Annotated in this window: 19 protein-coding genes and 4 tRNA genes; 3 read left to right on the top strand and 20 right to left on the bottom strand. The window is 62.8% G+C overall.

The features are described 5' to 3' along the window. Positions 1-4 precede the first annotated feature (4 nt). The 9 genes from QM588_RS15030 to QM588_RS14990 all read right to left on the bottom strand — a co-directional run bounded on the left by QM588_RS15030 (position 5) and on the right by QM588_RS14990 (position 9,410). Positions 5-799 (bottom strand): MlaE family ABC transporter permease, encoded by a 795-nt coding sequence (locus QM588_RS15030; RefSeq protein WP_032365269.1) that lies wholly within the window; start codon positions 797-799, stop codon positions 5-7. A gap of 5 nt (positions 800-804) precedes the next feature. Beyond that, complete coding sequence (locus QM588_RS15025; RefSeq protein WP_283314405.1) at positions 805-1,989, bottom strand: ATP-binding cassette domain-containing protein; 1,185 nt, start codon at positions 1,987-1,989, stop codon at positions 805-807. A 466-nt stretch (positions 1,990-2,455) separates the two neighbouring features. Then, a complete protein-coding gene (rplL, locus tag QM588_RS15020; protein ID WP_032365267.1) occupies positions 2,456-2,842 on the bottom strand; it encodes a 50S ribosomal protein L7/L12 in 387 nt (128 codons plus the stop codon). Positions 2,843-2,923: 81 nt separating this feature from the next. Then, positions 2,924-3,505, bottom strand: coding sequence for a 50S ribosomal protein L10 (gene rplJ, locus QM588_RS15015; protein ID WP_032365266.1), 582 nt, complete (start codon positions 3,503-3,505; stop codon positions 2,924-2,926). 333 nt (positions 3,506-3,838) lie between these two features. Beyond that, entirely contained in the window at positions 3,839-6,076 is a 2,238-nt protein-coding gene (locus tag QM588_RS15010) for an MMPL family transporter (RefSeq protein ID WP_283314402.1), read from the bottom strand. Further along, complete coding sequence (locus tag QM588_RS15005; RefSeq protein ID WP_283314401.1) at positions 6,073-7,239, bottom strand: hypothetical protein; 1,167 nt, start codon at positions 7,237-7,239, stop codon at positions 6,073-6,075. Before QM588_RS15005 ends, QM588_RS15010 begins: the two co-directional genes overlap by 4 nt. Beyond that, positions 7,236-7,976: a phosphatidylserine decarboxylase gene (locus tag QM588_RS15000; protein ID WP_283314398.1), complete on the bottom strand. Its 741-nt coding sequence runs from the start codon at positions 7,974-7,976 to the stop codon at positions 7,236-7,238. Before QM588_RS15000 ends, QM588_RS15005 begins: the two co-directional genes overlap by 4 nt. Beyond that, entirely contained in the window at positions 7,976-8,173 is a 198-nt protein-coding gene (locus QM588_RS14995; protein ID WP_283314396.1) for a serine/threonine protein phosphatase, read from the bottom strand. Before QM588_RS14995 ends, QM588_RS15000 begins: the two co-directional genes overlap by 1 nt. A 1-nt stretch (position 8,174) precedes the next feature. Continuing rightward, the gene (locus QM588_RS14990; protein ID WP_283314395.1) at positions 8,175-9,410 is read right to left on the bottom strand and encodes an SDR family oxidoreductase; all 1,236 of its coding nucleotides are present in this window, start codon (positions 9,408-9,410) and stop codon (positions 8,175-8,177) included. 236 nt (positions 9,411-9,646) lie between these two features. Between QM588_RS14990 and QM588_RS14985 the strand changes: the two genes are divergently transcribed. Both QM588_RS14985 and QM588_RS14980 read left to right on the top strand, forming a co-directional pair. Continuing rightward, positions 9,647-11,593 carry a CocE/NonD family hydrolase gene (locus QM588_RS14985; RefSeq protein ID WP_283314393.1) on the top strand — a complete coding sequence of 649 codons (1,947 nt, stop codon included), beginning with the start codon at positions 9,647-9,649 and terminating at the stop codon, positions 11,591-11,593. A 10-nt stretch (positions 11,594-11,603) separates the two neighbouring features. After that, positions 11,604-12,515: an alpha/beta fold hydrolase gene (locus tag QM588_RS14980; RefSeq protein WP_283314392.1), complete on the top strand. Its 912-nt coding sequence runs from the start codon at positions 11,604-11,606 to the stop codon at positions 12,513-12,515. Between the two features lie 73 nt (positions 12,516-12,588). Here QM588_RS14980 and rplA read toward each other — a convergent pair whose 3' ends face one another. The 11 genes from rplA to QM588_RS14925 form a co-directional block, all read right to left on the bottom strand. Next, on the bottom strand, positions 12,589-13,308 hold the full coding sequence (gene rplA / locus QM588_RS14975) for a 50S ribosomal protein L1 (RefSeq protein WP_027498276.1): 720 nt from the start codon (positions 13,306-13,308) through the stop codon (positions 12,589-12,591). Positions 13,309-13,391: 83 nt separating this feature from the next. Continuing rightward, the gene (gene rplK / locus QM588_RS14970) at positions 13,392-13,826 is read right to left on the bottom strand and encodes a 50S ribosomal protein L11 (protein WP_008713829.1); all 435 of its coding nucleotides are present in this window, start codon (positions 13,824-13,826) and stop codon (positions 13,392-13,394) included. 65 nt (positions 13,827-13,891) lie between these two features. Continuing rightward, positions 13,892-14,716: a transcription termination/antitermination protein NusG gene (gene nusG / locus QM588_RS14965; RefSeq protein WP_283314391.1), complete on the bottom strand. Its 825-nt coding sequence runs from the start codon at positions 14,714-14,716 to the stop codon at positions 13,892-13,894. A 65-nt stretch (positions 14,717-14,781) separates the two neighbouring features. Then, positions 14,782-15,243: a preprotein translocase subunit SecE gene (gene secE / locus QM588_RS14960; protein WP_057472931.1), complete on the bottom strand. Its 462-nt coding sequence runs from the start codon at positions 15,241-15,243 to the stop codon at positions 14,782-14,784. A 30-nt stretch (positions 15,244-15,273) separates the two neighbouring features. Then, a tRNA-Trp gene (locus tag QM588_RS14955) sits at positions 15,274-15,346 on the bottom strand. A gap of 190 nt (positions 15,347-15,536) precedes the next feature. Then, a complete protein-coding gene (gene hadB / locus QM588_RS14950; protein WP_283314390.1) occupies positions 15,537-15,962 on the bottom strand; it encodes a (3R)-hydroxyacyl-ACP dehydratase subunit HadB in 426 nt (141 codons plus the stop codon). Beyond that, positions 15,949-16,461 (bottom strand): (3R)-hydroxyacyl-ACP dehydratase subunit HadA, encoded by a 513-nt coding sequence (hadA, locus tag QM588_RS14945; RefSeq protein WP_048316186.1) that lies wholly within the window; start codon positions 16,459-16,461, stop codon positions 15,949-15,951. Before hadA ends, hadB begins: the two co-directional genes overlap by 14 nt. A gap of 91 nt (positions 16,462-16,552) precedes the next feature. After that, positions 16,553-16,720, bottom strand: coding sequence for a 50S ribosomal protein L33 (gene rpmG / locus QM588_RS14940; protein ID WP_027498281.1), 168 nt, complete (start codon positions 16,718-16,720; stop codon positions 16,553-16,555). An 81-nt stretch (positions 16,721-16,801) separates the two neighbouring features. Continuing rightward, positions 16,802-16,874, bottom strand: a tRNA-Met gene (locus QM588_RS14935). 62 nt (positions 16,875-16,936) lie between these two features. Further along, positions 16,937-17,009: transfer RNA gene (locus QM588_RS14930), tRNA-Thr, on the bottom strand. Between the two features lie 147 nt (positions 17,010-17,156). Further along, positions 17,157-17,239, bottom strand: a tRNA-Tyr gene (locus QM588_RS14925). 175 nt (positions 17,240-17,414) lie between these two features. Here QM588_RS14925 and QM588_RS14920 point away from each other — a divergent pair. Further along, positions 17,415-17,915, top strand: a complete 501-nt coding sequence (locus QM588_RS14920) for a YajQ family cyclic di-GMP-binding protein (RefSeq protein ID WP_027498282.1) — start codon at positions 17,415-17,417, stop codon at positions 17,913-17,915. Positions 17,916-17,941 lie beyond the last annotated feature (26 nt).

Below are 17,941 nucleotides of genomic sequence, written 5' to 3'. Positions count from 1 at the left end.
GCGGTTACGCTCCCTTCGCTGGTACGACCTGGAGGTAGACCAGGGTGAGAATGAGGTTGGCGAAGAACAGCAGCAGGAACGTGATGACGACCGTCTGGTTCACCGCTTCACCGACGCCCTTGGGGCCGGGGTTGGGATTGAGGCCCTTGTAGGACGCGATGATGCCGGCGATGAGACCGAAGATCGCCGCTTTCGCTTCTGCGACATACAGATCGGGGAGCTGCGCCAGCGCGGAGAACGACGCGAGGTAGGCACCGGGGGTACCGCCCTGCAGGATCACGTTGAAGAAGTAGCCGCCGACGATGCCGACGACCGAGACGAGGCCGTTGAGCAACAGGGCCACCAGGATCATGGCCAGTACTCGCGGAACGACGAGGCGGTGAACCGGGTCGATTCCCAGAACCCGCATCGCGTCGATCTCCTCGCGGATGGTGCGTGAACCGAGGTCGGCGGTGACGGCAGAACCGGCGGCACCGGCCACCAGGAGGGCGGTCACGATCGGACTGCCCTGCTGGATGACCGCGAGCACGCTGGCGGCACCGGTGAACGACTCGGCACCGAGTTGCTTGATCAGCGAACCGGTCTGCAGCGAGACGACCGCGCCGAACGGAATGGCGACCAGTGCCGTCGGCAGAATCGTCACGCTGGCGATGAACCAGGCCTGCTCGATGAATTCGCGGAACTGGAACGGCCTACGGAAAGTGTTTCGGACCACCTCGACGAACAGTTCGACGATGTTGCCCGCTTGCGTCAGAGCGGCGTTCGCCGGCGCGAACGCGGACTTCTTCGATCCCCCCATGTCTGCTACTGACCCCGACCTTGTGTTGGAGCTTGGTAGCCCTGCTGATCATGTCCTTGGTCGTAGCCTTGCTGGCTGTACCCCTGTTGGTCGTAACCCTGCTGGCCGTACCCCTGTTGGTCGTAGCCCTGCTGGTCGTAGCCCTGCTGGTCGTAGCCCTGCTGGTCGTAGCCTTGCTGGTCTGCGTACGCCGGCTGACGCTGCCCCGAGTCGGTGCTGTCCAGGCTCTCCTGGATCGCGACCTGAGCGCTGTGCGGCAGGGTGTGCATGATCTGGCGCACCCGCTCCTGCCTGCGTCCGACGGCCTGTCGCACCGGCGTACCCGGGGTGGCCTTCATCTGCGGCACGATGCCTTCGACGTCGTCGACGCCACCGGCGTGGTGACCGGCGTCGACCATGGCCTGCTCCTGCGCCATCTGCGCCTCGTCCTTCTCTTCCGACATTCCGATCGGCCCGATCATCGTGCCGTTCAGGAATTGCTTGACCACCGGCTCGTCACTGGTGAGCAGCACCTCACGGGGTCCGAACATGACCAGCTGACGACGGAACAGCATGCCGATGTTGTCGGGGACCGTTCGAGCCAGGTTGATGTTGTGCGAGACGATGAGGATCGTGGCATCGATGTTGGCGTTGATGTCGATCAGTGTCTGCGAAATGTACGTCGTACGAACAGGATCGAGGCCGGAGTCCGGCTCGTCGACGAGAATGATCTCCGGGTCCAGCACCAGCGCGCGGGCGAGGCCGGCACGCTTGCGCATACCACCGGAGATCTCACCGGGCAGCTTGTCCTCGGCACCGAGCAGACCCGTCAGTTCGAGCTTCTCCATGACGATCTTGCGAATGTCGGACTCGGACTTCTTGGTGTGCTCGCGAAGCGGGAAGGCGACGTTGTCGTAGAGGTTCATCGAGCCGAACAGGGCACCGTCCTGAAAGAGCACTCCGAACAGCTTGCGGATCTCGTAGAGCTCACGCGAGGAGCACTGCAGGATGTCGGTTCCGTCGATGAAAATCTTGCCCTGCTCGGGGCGAAGGAGACCGATCAGCGACTTGAGAAAGACCGACTTACCGGTACCGGAAGGACCGAGCAATGCACTGACTTCACCCTTCGGCAGAGTCAACGTCACGTCCTGCCAAATCTTCTGTACACCGAAAGACTTGGTCAATCCTTCGACCGAAACCTCGACTCCCACGCTGACCTCCACAATTCATACACATCGACCCGGATGTGGGTTGCGTCACTGTATCCCATGCACGTGTCCGCTCCGACACAGGAGCTTACCGCCCAGTAAGAACTTCCCCGAGTCAGGCTGTAGAGCTTGCATCAGTGTGGCTCATCTCACGCGAGCCGGTCGGGAAGTCGCCCGAACTGTGACAAGTCCCTGCCGTCGGATTCTGTGACAAGACACAACCGCACCCGGCCGAGACCGTTCGGAAAGCTTCGGACTTCGGCGTTAACGAGTAAACAGTGACGCGTTGCCGATGTCCCGGGATCGACGAGACTCCGTGATCGGTCACAACGCAGCGCAGTGCGATCCGCATCGAACACAGGAAAAGGCTCCATCGGACACAAAAAAGGGCCGCCCTCACCGAAGTGAGGACGACCCTTTCTGTGCGCCCGATTTTCAGAACGCGAAGTACGACTGCAATGAAGCGGTCTTACTTGACGGAGATCTTTGCGCCGGCAGCTTCCAGCTTCTCCTTGGCAGCCTCGGCTGCATCCTTGGCGACCTTCTCCAGGATTGCCTTCGGAGCGCTCTCGACGAGGTCCTTGGCTTCCTTCAGGCCGAGGCCGGAGACGACCTCACGGACGACCTTGATGACCTGGATCTTCTTGTCGCCGGCCGACTCGAGAACGACGTCGAACTCGTCCTGCTCTTCGGCTGCCTCAGCCGGAGCGCCTGCTCCGCCTGCTGCTGCAACTGCGACGGGAGCAGCTGCGGTGACCTCGAAGGTCTCCTCGAATGCCTTCACGAACTCGCTGAGCTCGAGGAGGGTGAGCTCCTTGAACTGGTCGAGCAATTCTTCGGTGCTGAGCTTCGCCATGGTGGCGGTCCTTCCTGTAAGTACCTGGCCGCTGATCCGCGACATGGTGTTGGTGTGGAGCTGTTCGCTAATGCCAGCGGATCAGCTTTCGGCGGGAGCTTCCGCCGGTGCTTCTGCTTCTGCAGGGGCCTCGGCTGCGGCAGGTTCGCCCGCAGCCTTCTTCTCCTGCAACGCGAACGCCAAGCGGGCGAACTGCGATGCGGGAGCGTTGAACAGGCCTGCAGCCTTCGACAAGTTGCCCTTCATGGCGCCGGCGAGCTTGGCCAACAGGATCTCGCGAGACTCGAGGTCCGCGATCTTGTTGATCTCGTCCACGGACAGCGTTGCGCCGTCCATGTAGCCGCCCTTGATGATCAAGGCCTTGTTGTCCTTCGCGAAGGCCTTGATGGCCTTCGCAGCGTCGACCGGCTCGCCCTTGATGAATGCAATGGCGGTCGGTCCGACGAACAAGTCATCGAGGCCGGTGATGCCGGCATCGGCAGCTGCGCGCTTGACCAGGGTGTTCTTGGCGACGGAGTACGTGGCACCTTCGCCGAGCGCACGCCGGAGCTGAGTCAGACCGGAAACCGACAGGCCACGGTATTCCGTGACGACGGCAGCCGTCGAACCCTTGAACTGGTCGGTGATCTCCGAAACTGCGGAGACCTTTTCGGGCTTTGCCATACTTCGCCTCCTCTCGTGGGAAGTTGTGTCGATCGCGAGAGGGCCGGAAAACGACGAACGCCCCGGTGCAGGAAGCACACGGGGCGTGAACGAGCAGGCAGCCGAAGCTGCACGACAGGTTCCCTACCGCGTTCTCCTGCGTGGGCCGTCCGAAGCGATCTCGGACCTTCAACCGCACACCTGTCAGGAAATTTCCCTCGAGAAGGCGGTGACCAACGGTCTTGGGTAGAACTTGATTGGGCGGAACGAAAGAAACGCACGCACTGCGAGCACATTCCTTCTGGACCGTCGACCAGGCTACAACACCTCCGGGGTCAACTCCAAAACGATCGACTACTGCCCTGCCCCTGGCCACCAGTTTCGCTCGCCGAACAGCTTCATCATCGCCGGCACCATCATCATCCGCACCAGAACCGCGTCGAACAGCACGGCGACGGCGAGCGCGAACCCGAACTGTTGGAGTTCGAGAACATCGGCGGTGAGGAAGCTGGCGAACACGGCGATCATGATCGCGGCCGCAGCAGTGATCGGCCTGGCGGTGTGCTCGAGGCCGTCGACGATCGCGGTGTCGTTGGCACTGGGGTCGTTCACGCTGCGTCGGTTGCGATGCGAGACGAACACCTCGCGCATCCGGCCGATGAGAAACACCTCGTAATCCATCGAGAGACCGAAGACCACGGCGAACACGGTGACAGGCAGATACACCTGGATGTAGCCCGGACTGTCGAACCCGAGTAGCGACGATCCCCATCCCCACTGGAACACCGCCACCGTCGCACCCAACGCCGCCCCGGTGACCAGCACATTCATCGCGACCGCCTTGATCGGAATCACCACGCTCCGAAAGACGATGCCGAGATACACCAGCGAGAAAGCCAGCACTGCGAACACGACCCACAGGAATTTTCCCGAAATCTCCTGGGAGGCATCGACGACGAGGGCCGTGGTTCCACCGACCGATACGGTGGTGCCGTCGCGGTCTGCGGCAACAACTGCCTGCGACCGAATCGACGCGACCAGGTCGGACGCCTCGGTCGAGTCGATCGGCACCGAGGGCACCACGATCAGGAGCGTTCGGCCGCCGTCCTGCTGGGCCAGGGCGTAGTCGACGCGACCGTCGGCTCGGATGTCGTCGGCGAAAGCCGCGACGGTGGCCGCCTGCGCCGGTTCGAGAGGACGGTCACCGCTGCCGGTGAACACAACAGTGATCGGCGAAATCGTTCCAGGAGCGAACTTTTCGGTGAGGACCGAGTTGGCACGGCCGCTCGGCTCCGCGGCAAGGGCGTCGGCTCCGAGGTCCACCCCGTACTGGATGGTTCCGATCGGCACCAGGGCGGCCAGCAGCACGGCCGCGGTGACGGCCGTGTAGCGCCACGGGCGTTCGATGACGTGCCGCGCCCACCGTGACCACCACGTGGGTATCGCGGCATCGTGCTCACCGACCGCCGGAGGCTGAAACCTCTGCGGCAGTGACAGTGTCGAGATTCGCGGGCCGAGGACCGCGAGAATTGCCGGTAGCAGCGTCCAGGCCACCACGACGACGCACGCCACCGTCAGCGCTACGACGAACGAAATGCTCTGCACCGCCGGAACATCGACGATCGCCAGAGCTCCGAGCGAAATGAGTACGACCAGACCGGAGATGACGATCGTGTGCCCGGCCGTTCCCATCGCGGCACCGACCGCAGTGTTCGTTCGAGCCTGGCCTCTCGGCTCCCCGGGTTCCGAGGCGCGGTCCATCTCTTCGCGGAACCGACTGACGATGAACAGGGCGTAATCGATGCCGAGACCGAGACCGAACATCGACGCCACCGTCGTTACGAGGACGTCGAAGGTCATGACGTGCGAGAGCAGCGAGAACACTCCGAACGCCGCCAACACTCCGATGCCCGTGGTGACGAGCGGCACGATGCCGGCGACCACGGATCCGAGAGCCAGGATCAACAGCACGAATGCCAGTGGCAAGCCGATACTTTCGGCCCGGACGGCGTCGTCGGATTCGACTTTCGTCAGATCGACGGTCATCGGCGAGTAACCGGTGACCGCCACGTCGATACCGCCGGCGGACGCCCCGTCGATCAGCTCCTGCATCCGTTCTGCTGTCGCGATCCGGTCGCGAGGGTCGCCGCCGACACCGACGAAAGCCAGTGCCGACGTTCCGTCCTCGGAGATCTGGGGCACGAATCCGGCCGTCTCGTAGGGATCGACGACTCGCAGCACATCCGGGGATTGCCGGAGCGCAGAGACGGTCTCACCGACGCGTTCGCGGAAAGCGGGATCTGCGACGCGGACCCGATCCGACGTGAACGTGACGACGAGCTGCTCGGACCCGAACGAGGAGAAGTGCTGCTCGACGAGCGCGTCGGCTCGACTCGATTCGGTACCGGGGACGGAGAAGTTGGCTCCCACCAACGAGTTCTGCAGTGCCGGGTAGAGCGCAGCAGAACCCACCGCGAGCAACAGCCAGACGGCCAGCACGAGCCATCTGTGACGACCGACAGTTTGCCCCCAGCGGTCACCGATACCGAGCCTGGTCTGCGCACGGTCGAGCACCACCGTCCGATCGATCATGGCCGAGGCAGCTCGAGATCGCGGTTGTAGATGCGGTACGTCCGGTGCGGGGTCTGCTCCATGCGGGTCAGCACCGATCCCTTCATCCACGGGCTGTCGTCGAGCACCGGCGCTGCCTCGACTCGGGTGTAGCCGAGATCGCGCATCCGCACCGACAACTCCATGATCAGCAACGACGACACCGCGCGATCGGGGCAGTCCGGGTCGACGAACAGCATGTCCACCCGCACCCCGTCGATCACGTCCGTTCGGCTCGGCTTCTTGACGTGCCACAGCGTCACCAGGTCTCGCAGCCACCGCGACTTCAGGTGCGCCGCCTTGGCCGCGGCCTGATTGACGTCCGGGATACCCATCAGAAATCCGACGGGCTTGCCGTCCAACTCGGCCAGCAGGGTGAGCCTTCGATCGAGGACCGGCAGCATCATCCTCAGCAACTCGAAGAGTTCGACGAAGGACAGCGGTGAGAAGCCCCAGAAGTTCACGAACGTCTTGTTGTAGAGATCGCGCACGATGCGCGCGTCGCGGCGAACCGTTCGGTACTTCATCGACCGGAACGTCACTTCCGAACGCGCCTTGATCTTCTCGAAGATCTGCATGTGCCGCGCATACTCGGGGCGATTGTAGATCACGCACGGGTCGTCGAACAGGTAGCTGTAGAAGTCCTTGATCCCCACGAGCCCCCACTTCTCGAAATGGGCTGCGTAGTAGAGAGGGTTGTGCGGCATACCCACCAACGGAAGAGCAGGCTCGTCGTCGACGACGATGCCCGCGCTGTAGAACATCGACGGACCGAAGGGCCCGGACATCGCGCCGAGCCCGCGCTCGGCGAGCCACGCCGCTGCGGCATCGAGCAGGCCGGTGGCGACCTCGTGATCGTCGACGGCCTCGTAGAACCCGAAGAAACCGATGGACTCACCGGTGTACTGGGTGAAGCTCGTGTCGTGGATGGCCACGACTCGGCCCACGACGACTCCGCTCTCACGTGCGAGGAAGGCCTGGGTGTCGCGGGTCGACGCGATGGCGACCGGCGGCGAGATCAGGATCCGATCGAGATCCATGGGTTCGTCGGGCAATCGGTACGGATCACCCTGATAGACCAGATCGGTGACAGCCTTGAATTCGTTCCAGTCCTGAGCGGACTCGACCCGGTCGACAGTGATCATCGTTCCTTCTCACATGAAATGTTGTCTGCCACCGGGATCGGTGAGCGCGCCACGACGCTCTCCCCCGCGAACACGTACTGGCCCGGTCGGACCGTGATGTTCTCGACGAGTGCGTCGGGGACGAACACGTCGCACTGAGACCCGAAGCGGATCATGCCGTACTGCTCGCCGCGTTCGACGGTGTCGCCGACGGCGACGTGCGCGACGATCCGGTCGACCCACAGATCGGCTATCTGCGTCACCGTCACCACCGACCCCGACGGATGTTCGATGGAAATGGTGAGCCGCTCGTTGCTCAGTATGTAGTCGCACCCCTCGTCGTACGGGGTGCGACGCGTCAGCAGGTTCGCTCCCACTCGCGCCATCGACTTGTTGAACGGCGCCGCGGAGCGATGACGACGCATGCCGATGGTTCCCGAGATCGGAATCCTGTTGCGGTGCACCGAATATTCGGACATATAGATCCCGATGAGGTATCCGCTCTCGGTCGCTGCCACACCCGCGATCTCGTCGAGTGGAATGGTTCTGCCCTTCTTGACCGCGAATACCGTCGAACCCGCATCGACACGTTTGACGTACGTGACGAAACCGTCGGCGGGTGCCACCACCGACAGCGGATTGGCCGGCGGAACCCGATGCGGATCTCGAAAGAAGAACCGGGTGCGCCAGTACAGGAACACCCCGAACGGTGCGGCCACGGCGACACCCACACCGACGAGTGCTCGTCCGAGCGACATCAGAGATGTCGCTGTTCGTCGATGCTCTCCGACCAGGTCACGAACGCGTCGGCTGCCCGGTGTCGCAGCAAACCGGGTAGCAGTCCGATGACGCCACACACGACGTAGAAGCCAACGGAGAGAACGGCATTGGTGATCTCGCGGCCGAGGGAGAGTTCCCGCAACCGCACCGAAGTCGGCTCGAATCCGTCTGCCACGTCAGTTGACGACAGGGGTGAGCGTCTTGAGCTGGGCCTTCTCGAAGTACAGCTCGAAGAGCCTGCGGTGATCGCACCACGAGGTGTCGTGGTCGACGGGCAAGATCGCCTCGGGCTTGTGCACCAACCGCATGAGCTTGTCGATGTTGTCGGCAAGCATGGTCTCGGCGAACCGAGGAGAGATACGGACGCTGACTCGTTCGACGAACTCGTCCCAGCTCACCAGGTCGAGGCCGAGGAGCTCGGCGTACAGATCGTGTCCGTAACCGGTCGGGTTACTGGGCAACAACCGAGTCAGCGGGTGGCTACGCAATGCGTTACCGGCCATGACGTCGCACATCACGTCCACCGGGACGTAGTTCATTCCCGGCCCGTCCCAGATCGCGCCGGCGGCGATCGCCAACTCCACGATGCGCCAGAAGCTGTAGACGCGGCCCGGATCGAGGCCCAACTCGGTACTGCCGAGGATGTAGGGGGCTTCGGCCAGCGTGACGGAATAGGTGTCCGACATCGACAACCACCCGAGCAAGGTGGCGTTGACCCACTTCATCTGGGCGTATCCGGAGTACCACCACGAGTCGGGACGACGGAAGTCCTCCGGTTTCTGATAGAGATGCGCGCCGATGCTGCCGACGTACGTCAGGTGCTTACGGGCCGAGGTGATACTGAATTCGAGGATGCGCAGCACGCTGACGAACCAGTCGTCCCGCAGCTCGGCGTAGCTCTCGGTGTAGTCGGTCGAGCTGGCGCAGTTGAAGATCTGGCCCACACCGGCGGCGAGTTCGAAGTACCCGGCCTTGTCCAGACCGAAGCGGAACGAGGTCGGCGTGCCTTCGACGATCCGAATCTTGTCTGCATCGACCACGATCTCGTACTGATCGAACGTGCGCTGGAGTCGCTCGCGAGCCGACTCCTCCTCGGTGGGACGCACCACGGCGTACACGACGTCGACGGCGGAGTCCCGGGTGAGACGGCCGATCAGATGCGCGCCGAGAAAGCCGTTCGCTCCGAACACGAGCGCCGTGTCGGTACGCGGTGGCGCCATGCTCGCAACGCGGCGACGGGTCTCCTCGTCGATGAACGGCCGCAACGCGGTGGGATCGCCGTTGCTGAGGGCAACGACATCGGCGTACTTGCCGGCAAAGCGTAGCCCCGGGCATTCGCTGGTGATCAGTGCGTCCGCGTGCGGCCAGATAGGCCGTTGCGATCCGTCTCCGAACAGTGCTTCTACGTGCATTCGTACTCCCCTGCAACGGTCGGTGTCCCACATCACTCGGACTGGCAGACGTTAACAACGCAGCGCCCGTCGTAGTCGCTGGTTTCGAAAGTCTGGTACGCCCCACAGCGTGACTCAACCGGCGTTGAGAATGTTCCCAACAAAACACAGAACGGAGGCCGTCTCGTTGGAGCACACCACGACCGATTCGCGTTCCACAGGACAAAGAGGGTCGTTCGAAGGTCTAATCGTTCTCCATGACCGCCGTCGAGCCCCACCCCCTCCTGAGACCACCGCGCGACCCCAGCGGCGGCGAGGCCGCGCAGGCCTGGGCAGCGATCACGGCGCAGGCTCCGCAGTACCCACGAGTGTCCGTCTCGGCCGACGTGCGCATTCCGATGAGCGACGGTGCGGCCCTGCGCGCATACGTCTTTCGCCCCGCCGATGCGTCCGGGCAGCCGGTACCGGGGCCGTTCCCGACGGTCCTGAACCTGACGCCCTACAACAAGCTGTTGATCAAAGGCATCGACACGATCCTCGAAACACCGATACTCGGCCGAGCCATCAGAAAGTTCTCGTCCGCATTCGACCTGACCGGTACCGCGTTCGACGGCATCACCGAGATCACTCGTGTGGTCGCGGGCGGAGCCGCGGATCTGTTGTCGGTCAACCGACACCTGGTCCGCAGCGGCTACGTCCAGATGATCGTCGACGTTCGAGGAACCGGAAGCTCCACCGGCACCTGGGACGTGCTGGGCACCCGAGAACAACTGGACTCGATCGAAGTGATCGAGTGGGCGCGCCGGCAATACTGGTGCAACGGCAGAATCGGTATGGCAGGCATCTCGTACTCTGCGATCAACGCACTGCAGGCGGCGGCCAAGAGACCCGACGGGCTCGACGCGATATTCGCCGTCGAAGGTTCGGTGGACATCGTTCGCGAGATCTTCGCAACCGGAGGCGCGACCTCGGCGTTCATTCCCCTGTGGCTCGCTGCCGTCAACGGACTCAAATGGGCACCTGCGGTACGAGGAATCGATACCCTCGCCTGGCTTCGCGACCGCGTCCGATCACCCGCGACCGATCTGTTCGATCTGGCCAAAGGCTTTGTCACGGGCAATGATCCACGAATCTACGACGATGCGTACTACGACACCATCGACGCAGTCATCGAGCACATCACCGCACCGACCTTTCTTTACGGCTGCTGGCACGACATCTTCGGCAGCTCCGCCCCGGACATCTACAACCGACTCGCTCTCGAACGCGGCTCCAAACAACTACTCGTCGGCGACGGTTACCACGTCAATCCCGGAATCGGCTTCGGCGAACCGGGTTTTCCACCACGACTGGACGTACTCGAGCGAGCCTGGTTCGACAGGTGGCTGTGCGACATCGACAACGGAATCGAGAACTACGGGCCGGTCACCCTACGACAACAGGGCGGCAATTGGACTGCGCACGGCCGCTTTCCGGCTCCCCGGGCACAGTCGCGCCGGCTGTATCTGTCGACCGAAAAGTCGAACACCGCCGCCCACGCCGCCGGCGACGGCAGCCTCGCCTTCGAGCCGTCCGCGTCGTCGGGCGTACTGACCGTACGTCCGTCTCTCCGTGCTGTCGTATCCCGCGACACCACACAGGTTCTCGCCGGCGTCACCGCTTTACTGGGCGGCGGCTTCACCTACGACAACCGATTCGCCGAAGGCGCCGCCGCTACGTTCACCACCGAACCCGCCCGCGCGGACGCCGTGCTGTCGGGATCGATGAACCTGCATCTGCGCGTGATCTGCCGCGCCCGAGAAGCGTTGTGGGCGATCATGATCTGCGACGTCGACCCGAACGGTAAGTCGACAGTGCTGAGCAACGGGGCGCTGCTCGCCTCTCGCCGAGCCGTGGACGACGAGCGATCACTGTTCGCACCGAACGGCGACTACACCCGGCCGTACCACCCACTCACCAAGGCCGCTGTGCTGCCGGTACCCGTGGGGCAGCCCATCACACTGGACATCGACATTCTCGGCACCGAGGCTGTGATCGCGGCGGGTCATCGCCTCCGGTTGGCCGTATTCGCCACCGACGCACCACGGTTCATCCCCATCCTGCCGGACATCGTTCGTACTCGATTGCGACCGCAGGACATCGCGATCGACCCACACGATCCCAGCTACCTGGTGGTTCCTGTGCTGGGTGACCCCGACTGGTAGGAACGAGAACATGAGAATCGAACAAGGCATCGCGCCGTCGAACTCCATCGACATCGCGTACGAGGACATGGGATCGGTCGACGACCCCGCTGTACTGCTCATCATGGGTCTGTCCGCGCAGCTGACGCTGTGGCCCATGGACTTCTGCACGCGTATCGTCGACGCCGGCTATCGAGTGATCCGCATCGACAACCGCGACATCGGCCTGTCGACGAAGATGACGGGTCGAAAAGTGCACGGCTGGCAGATCCTTCGGCTCCTTCGACACGAACTGGGAATGTCCTCGAACGTCCCGTACACGATCGCCGACATGGCCGCCGATGCGGTAGGCGTACTCGACCACCTCGACATCGACTCCGCGCACGTCGTCGGCGCGTCGATGGGCGGAATGATCACGCAAGTGTTCGCCGGTAGCTACCCGCAGCGAACCAAGTCCGTGTCCATTCTGTTCTCGAGTACCAACGAGGCATTCCTGCCACCGCCGGATCCCCGGGCACTGCTACCGCTGATCGGTGGAGTAGGCAAAGACGCCACGAAGGACGAGATCATCGCGCATTCGGCCAAGACACTGTCCACGATCGGCTCCCCCGGCTTCCGGACCCCGCTCGAGGAACAACTCGAAATCGCGCAGGTGATGTACGAACGCAACTACAACCCGTCCGGCGTCATTCGGCAGATGGCTGCCATCACCGGTACCGGCAGCCTCAAGCCCTACGCACAGAAGATCAACGCCCCGACGACCGTCATCCACGGGACCGCGGACAGACTCGTGCGGCCGGCCTGCGGCAAGGCCATCGCCAGGGCGGTTCCCGGCGCGGAGCTGACCCTCATCGACGGCATGGCGCACGACCTGCCGGCAGCATTGCTCGACCGAATCAGCGGCATCGTGCTGAGGAACTTCGCCCGCGCGAACGCGGCGTAGATCTCAGGCGCGGCGATACGACGAAGGCCGGCCTCCCCAAGGGAGACCGGCCTTCGTTCGGAGCTGAAAGAAATTACGCGTTCGCGTCGTCCTCGAGGAGGTTGCGAGTGCGGTTGGGATCGACCTGGACGCCGGGTCCGGTGGTGGTCGAGACGGTGACCTTCTTGACGTAGCGACCCTTGGCCGAGGACGGCTTCGCACGCAGGATCTCGTCCAGCGCGGCACCGTAGTTCTCCACCAGCTTGGTCTCGTCGAACGAGGCCTTGCCGATGACGAAGTGCAGGTTGGCCTGCTTGTCGACGCGGAAGTTGATCTTTCCGCCCTTGATGTCGTTGACGGCCTTGGTCACGTCGTTGGTGACCGTGCCCGTCTTCGGGTTCGGCATCAGGCCACGCGGTCCGAGGACACGGGCGATACGGCCGACCTTGGCCATCTGATCGGGGGTCGCGATAGCGGCGTCGAAGTCCAGGAATCCACCCTGGATACGCTCGATCAGATCTTCTGCACCGACGACGTCGGCTCCTGCTGCCTCGGCTTCAGCAGCCTTCTCACCAGCGGCGAAAACAATAACCCGAGCGGTCTTGCCGGTGCCGTGGGGAAGGTTGACGGTGCCGCGCACCATCTGGTCTGCCTTGCGGGGGTCGACGCCGAGTCGCACTGCGACCTCGACGGTGGGGTCGAACTTACTCGACGCGGTCTCCTTGGCCAGCTTGGCGGCTTCCAGAGGCGAGTAGAGGTTGTCCTGGTCGATCTTGGCGGCCTGCTCGAGGTAGGCCTTACTGCGCTTTGCCATGTCTTACTGTCCTTCGTTCGAGTTCAGAGTGGTTGACGAGCCTGGCCGGCTCTCCCACGTGTGATGCTTGGAGAGGCTGAGAATCAGCCTTCGACCGTGATGCCCATCGAGCGAGCAGTACCGGCGATGATCTTCGCGGCCTGATCGATGTCGTTGGCGTTGAGGTCTTCCTGCTTGGTCTTGGCGATCTCGCGCACCTGATCCATGGTCACCTTGGCGACCTTGGTCTTGTGCGGCTCGCCGGAGCCCTTCGCCACGCCTGCAGCCTTGAGCAGCAGCTTGGCAGCGGGAGGAGTCTTCAGCTTGAAGTCGAACGTACGGTCTTCGTAGACCGAGATCTCGACCGGCACGACGTTGCCGCGCTGCGACTCGGTCGCGGCGTTGTACGCCTTGCAGAACTCCATGATGTTGACGCCGTGCTGGCCCAGTGCGGGGCCGACGGGCGGTGCCGGGTTGGCGGCACCGGCCTGGATCTGAAGCTTGATGATCCCGGCTAGCTTCTTCTTCTTCGGGGGCATGTCTTGTTTCCTTGTATTCGCTCGGGTTTCTTGCGGTTGCTACTGCAAGTCTGTGCGGTCGGCTTCTAGATCTTGGAGACCTGAGTGAAGCCGAGCTCGACCGGGGTTTCACGGCCGAAGATCGATACCAGCACCTTGAGCTTCTGCTGCTCTGCGTTGACCTCGCTGATGCTGGCCGGGAGGGTCGCGAACGGGCCGTCCATGACGGTGACCGACTCGCCGACCTCGAAGTCGACCTCGATGGTGGGCTTCGACGTGGTCTCGCTGCCCTGCTCGGCAGTGCCTGCGGCCGCTTTCGCGTCCTTCTTGGCACCTTCCTGCGGCATGAGGAACTTGACGACCTCGTTGATGGTCAGCGGCGACGGACGTGACGTCGCACCGACGAAACCGGTGACGCCGGGGGTGTTACGAACCGCACCCCAGGACTCGTCGTTCAGTTCCATGCGGACCAGGATGTAGCCGGGCAGAACCTTGCGGTTGACCTGCTTGCGCTGGCCGTTCTTGATCTCGGTGACCTCTTCGGTGGGAACTTCCACCTGGAAGATGTAGTCACCGACGTCGAGGTTCTGCACACGGGTCTCGAGGTTGGCCTTGACCTTGTTCTCGTATCCGGCGTAGCTGTGAATGACGTACCAGTCACCGGGAGCGCGGCGCAGAGCCGCCTTCATCTCGGCAACGGGATCCTCGGGCTCGGCTGTCACATCTGCATCGGCAGTCTCGCCGTCCTCGGCGGGGACATCCTCACCGGTGGCAGCGGCGACGTCGGCCTTGATAGCTTCGTCCGTCTCGCGGTCCTGAGCGGCCTGCTCCGCTTCGAGGCCCTGCTTGGTCGCCTCGACATCGGCGTCGAATGCGGCCACTTCGGTGGCGTCGTTGTGCGGCGTGCTCACGTCAGCACCCTTTCTCTAGTTCCTGCTCGGTTCGATCGTCGAAAAGTCACGGCAACTGCGTTCGGTCAACCGAACAGCCAGCCGACGCCCTTGATGAACAGCAGATCGAGGCCACTGATGAACGCGACCATGAACGCCAGGAAGACGAGCACGACGGTGGTGTAGGTGACCATCTGCTTCTTGTTCGGCCAGATGACCTTCCGAAGCTCGGCGACGACCTCGCGGAAGAACTGCAGCAGACGCAGAAACACATTCGGCCGCTTGTCGAGCTTGGCCTTGCCGGATCGAGCCTTGCCCGGAGTGGCCTTCGCGGGCGCGGCCTTCGTCATCGACACGCCGGCGGCGCTGCCACGGGACCTGCCGGACGCACGCTTGCCGGTGGGAGCCACTGCGCCTGCAGCGGCATCATCTGCGGTTGTGTCAGCATCGGAGAGACGGCCCTCGGAGCCAGGTGCGACGTCGTCTGGAGCCGAGGAGTTCTCGAACTCCTCCGATCGACCGTCGCGCTTACCGCGCTCCTCGCTCACGTCGTTCCTCTCAGTTGCTGACACCTTGGGCAGGGGCGACAGGACTTGAACCTGCAACCTACGGTTTTGGAGACCGTTGCTCTACCAATTGAGCTACGCCCCTTCGGCCGAAAACTTCTCGGCCGCTCTGGTGTCCACCCGACGCATTCACGCGAAACCACACAACCTCCGAGGAGGACGCGGGCAGCGCACAGCGCTGGATTACCCCAGAAATCTCAGTGTACTGCACACCCTTCGGAACAGATAAATCCCGTCGTTCCGGCAGCTCGGTGGCCGTCCGGATCGACCCATAATCAGGCCAAGCGAACCGTAGCGGTCGCTCGCCCGAAAATCTTCTTGCCCTCGAACTTCGCCACGATAGCGATGACGGCAGTTCGCTCGTCCGCATCCACCGACTTGATCTTGCCGGAGAACTCGACCGCAGCCGCGGAGTCCGCAGACACGTAGACCGAGCTGGTGAAGCGAACGTTGTATTCGGTGACCGCGCCAGGATCACCCAGCCACGACGTGACGAACCCGGCACCGAGGCCCATAGTCAACATGCCGTGCGCGATCACGTTGTCCAGGCCGGCCAGGCGGACGACCTCGTCGCTCCAGTGAATCGGATTCGGATCTCCCGAGACACCCGCGTAGTTCACCAGATCGCCGCGCGTGAGCATGACGACTCGCTCCGGCAACTCGTATCCGACGGAGACGTCGTCGAAACTACGAAGCGCCATGCATGATCACTTCCTTGACCGCGTGCGCGATGTTCTCGTCGACCTCGCCGCCGGTACGCGCGACGATGGTCGTCCACGTCGTCTGCACGACCTCGCCGTTCTGGTCGGTGACGATGTTCTTGGTGGTCATGATGTCGCTGCCACTCATCTGGCGGAACGATTCGAGGTGCACATCGCACACCAATCGATCGCCGACCTGAATCGGGCGGTGAAACTGCAGCCGCTGATCGGTCTGCAGAATCTGGCTCGGGTCGTACCCGGTGATGACCTCTTTGAACATCCGCGTCTGCGCGATGATGCCCACCAGCGAGATGAAGGTCAAGGGCGCGAGGAGACCGTCGTAACCGAGGCCCTTCGCTGCGTCCTCGTCGTGATGCGCGGGATGGAAGTCCTGGACCGCACGCGCGTACTCACGGACCTTTTCGCGGCCGACCTCGTAGAAGTCGTCGACGCGGTAATGAAAACCGACCATGGACGCCGCGTGAGCGGATACATCCATGGCCGGAATTTCAGATGACGCCGAAGCATCGTGTGGTGCTTGTGACACGGTGGAAACGACCTTTTCTACCCTTGCAGAAGGGCAGTTGGAACTAGCGAGACTCGCGGTGCGCCCGGTGCGTGCCGCAGTTGGAGCAGAACTTCTTCAGCTCGATGCGGTCGGGATCGTTCCGACGGTTCTTCTTGGTGATGTAGTTGCGGTGCTTGCAAACCTCGCAGGCCAAGGTGATCTTGGGCCGCACATCGGTGGAGGAGGCCACTGGACGCCTACTTTCGGGTAAATCTGATCTGGGTCAATCAGGACTGTTCATGCGTGCTACTTGCCGTGCTTGCCTACTGTGTAGCGGTGACCGGACTTGAACCGGCGACGCAACGATTATGAGTCGTTTGCTCTACCAACTGAGCTACACCGCCTCAGGTGCTCATCGTCCACCATCCCACGAAGGGAACGCGGCGTCGAGCCATCCAATCCAGCGAGCCCCCTAACGGAATCGAACCGTTGACCTTTTCCTTACCATGGAAACGCTCTACCGACTGAGCTAAGGGGGCGAGCAACTACGCATGTTGCCGTGCGCTGAAGCCTTCAAGAGGTTACACATTCGGAGCACCGACTACCAAATTGCGTGGTCAGCGAGCCGTTCACGTCCCTCTTCACATGGAAACCCCAGCGAGAAATCCTCGCCGGGGTTCCAGGTGTGGCAGATGTAGGATTCGAACCTACGTAGGCATAAGCCGACGGATTTACAGTCCGCTCCCATTGGCCGCTCGGGCAATCTGCCGTGCTGCGATCGAAGTCCGTGCTGGTCTTCGGCGCGGTGAGAAGAATACAACGAACGTCCCCCCGGAACGCAAACCGGGTGGATACGGTCGGTAGCGGGCCGATAAAGTCCCAGCGGGATGTGGACCGACACCACCGCAGAAACAAATTTTCGATTCGACTGGAGAGTGTGAGAAGTGGCTGATTCGTCCTTCGACGTAGTGAGCAAAGTCGACCGTCAGGAAGTGGACAACGCTCTCGGACAGGCCGCGAAGGAGCTGGCGACCCGCTTCGACTTCCGAGGATCGGACACCAGCATCGAGTGGTCCGGCAGCGGCGAGTCCGAGACCATCGTCATCACGTCCGAATCCGAGGAGAAGGTCAAAGCAGCTCTGGACGTCTTCAAGGAGAAGCTGATCCGACGCGACGTCTCGCTCAAGGCCTTCGAGACCAACGACCCTGCCGCGTCCGGCAAGGTCTACAAGGTCACCGGCAAGCTCGTGCAAGGCATCAGCACCGAGAACGCCAAGAAGATCTCCAAGAAGATCCGCGACGACGGCCCCAAGGGCGTCAAAGCGCAGATCCAGGGCGACGAGCTGCGCGTGAGCAGCAAGAAGCGCGACGACCTGCAGGCAATCCAGCAGTTGCTCAAGAACGAGGACTTCGGCATCGCCCTGCAGTTCGTCAACTACCGGTAGAGCGCCGCATGTGAGTGGAACCTCGT

Source organism: Rhodococcus sp. IEGM 1354, assembly GCF_030056855.1.
Taxonomy (GTDB): Bacteria; Actinomycetota; Actinomycetes; order Mycobacteriales; family Mycobacteriaceae; genus Rhodococcoides.
Note: the sequence above shows the minus strand (reverse complement) of the source record. Positions and strands in the feature narration are given on the sequence as shown.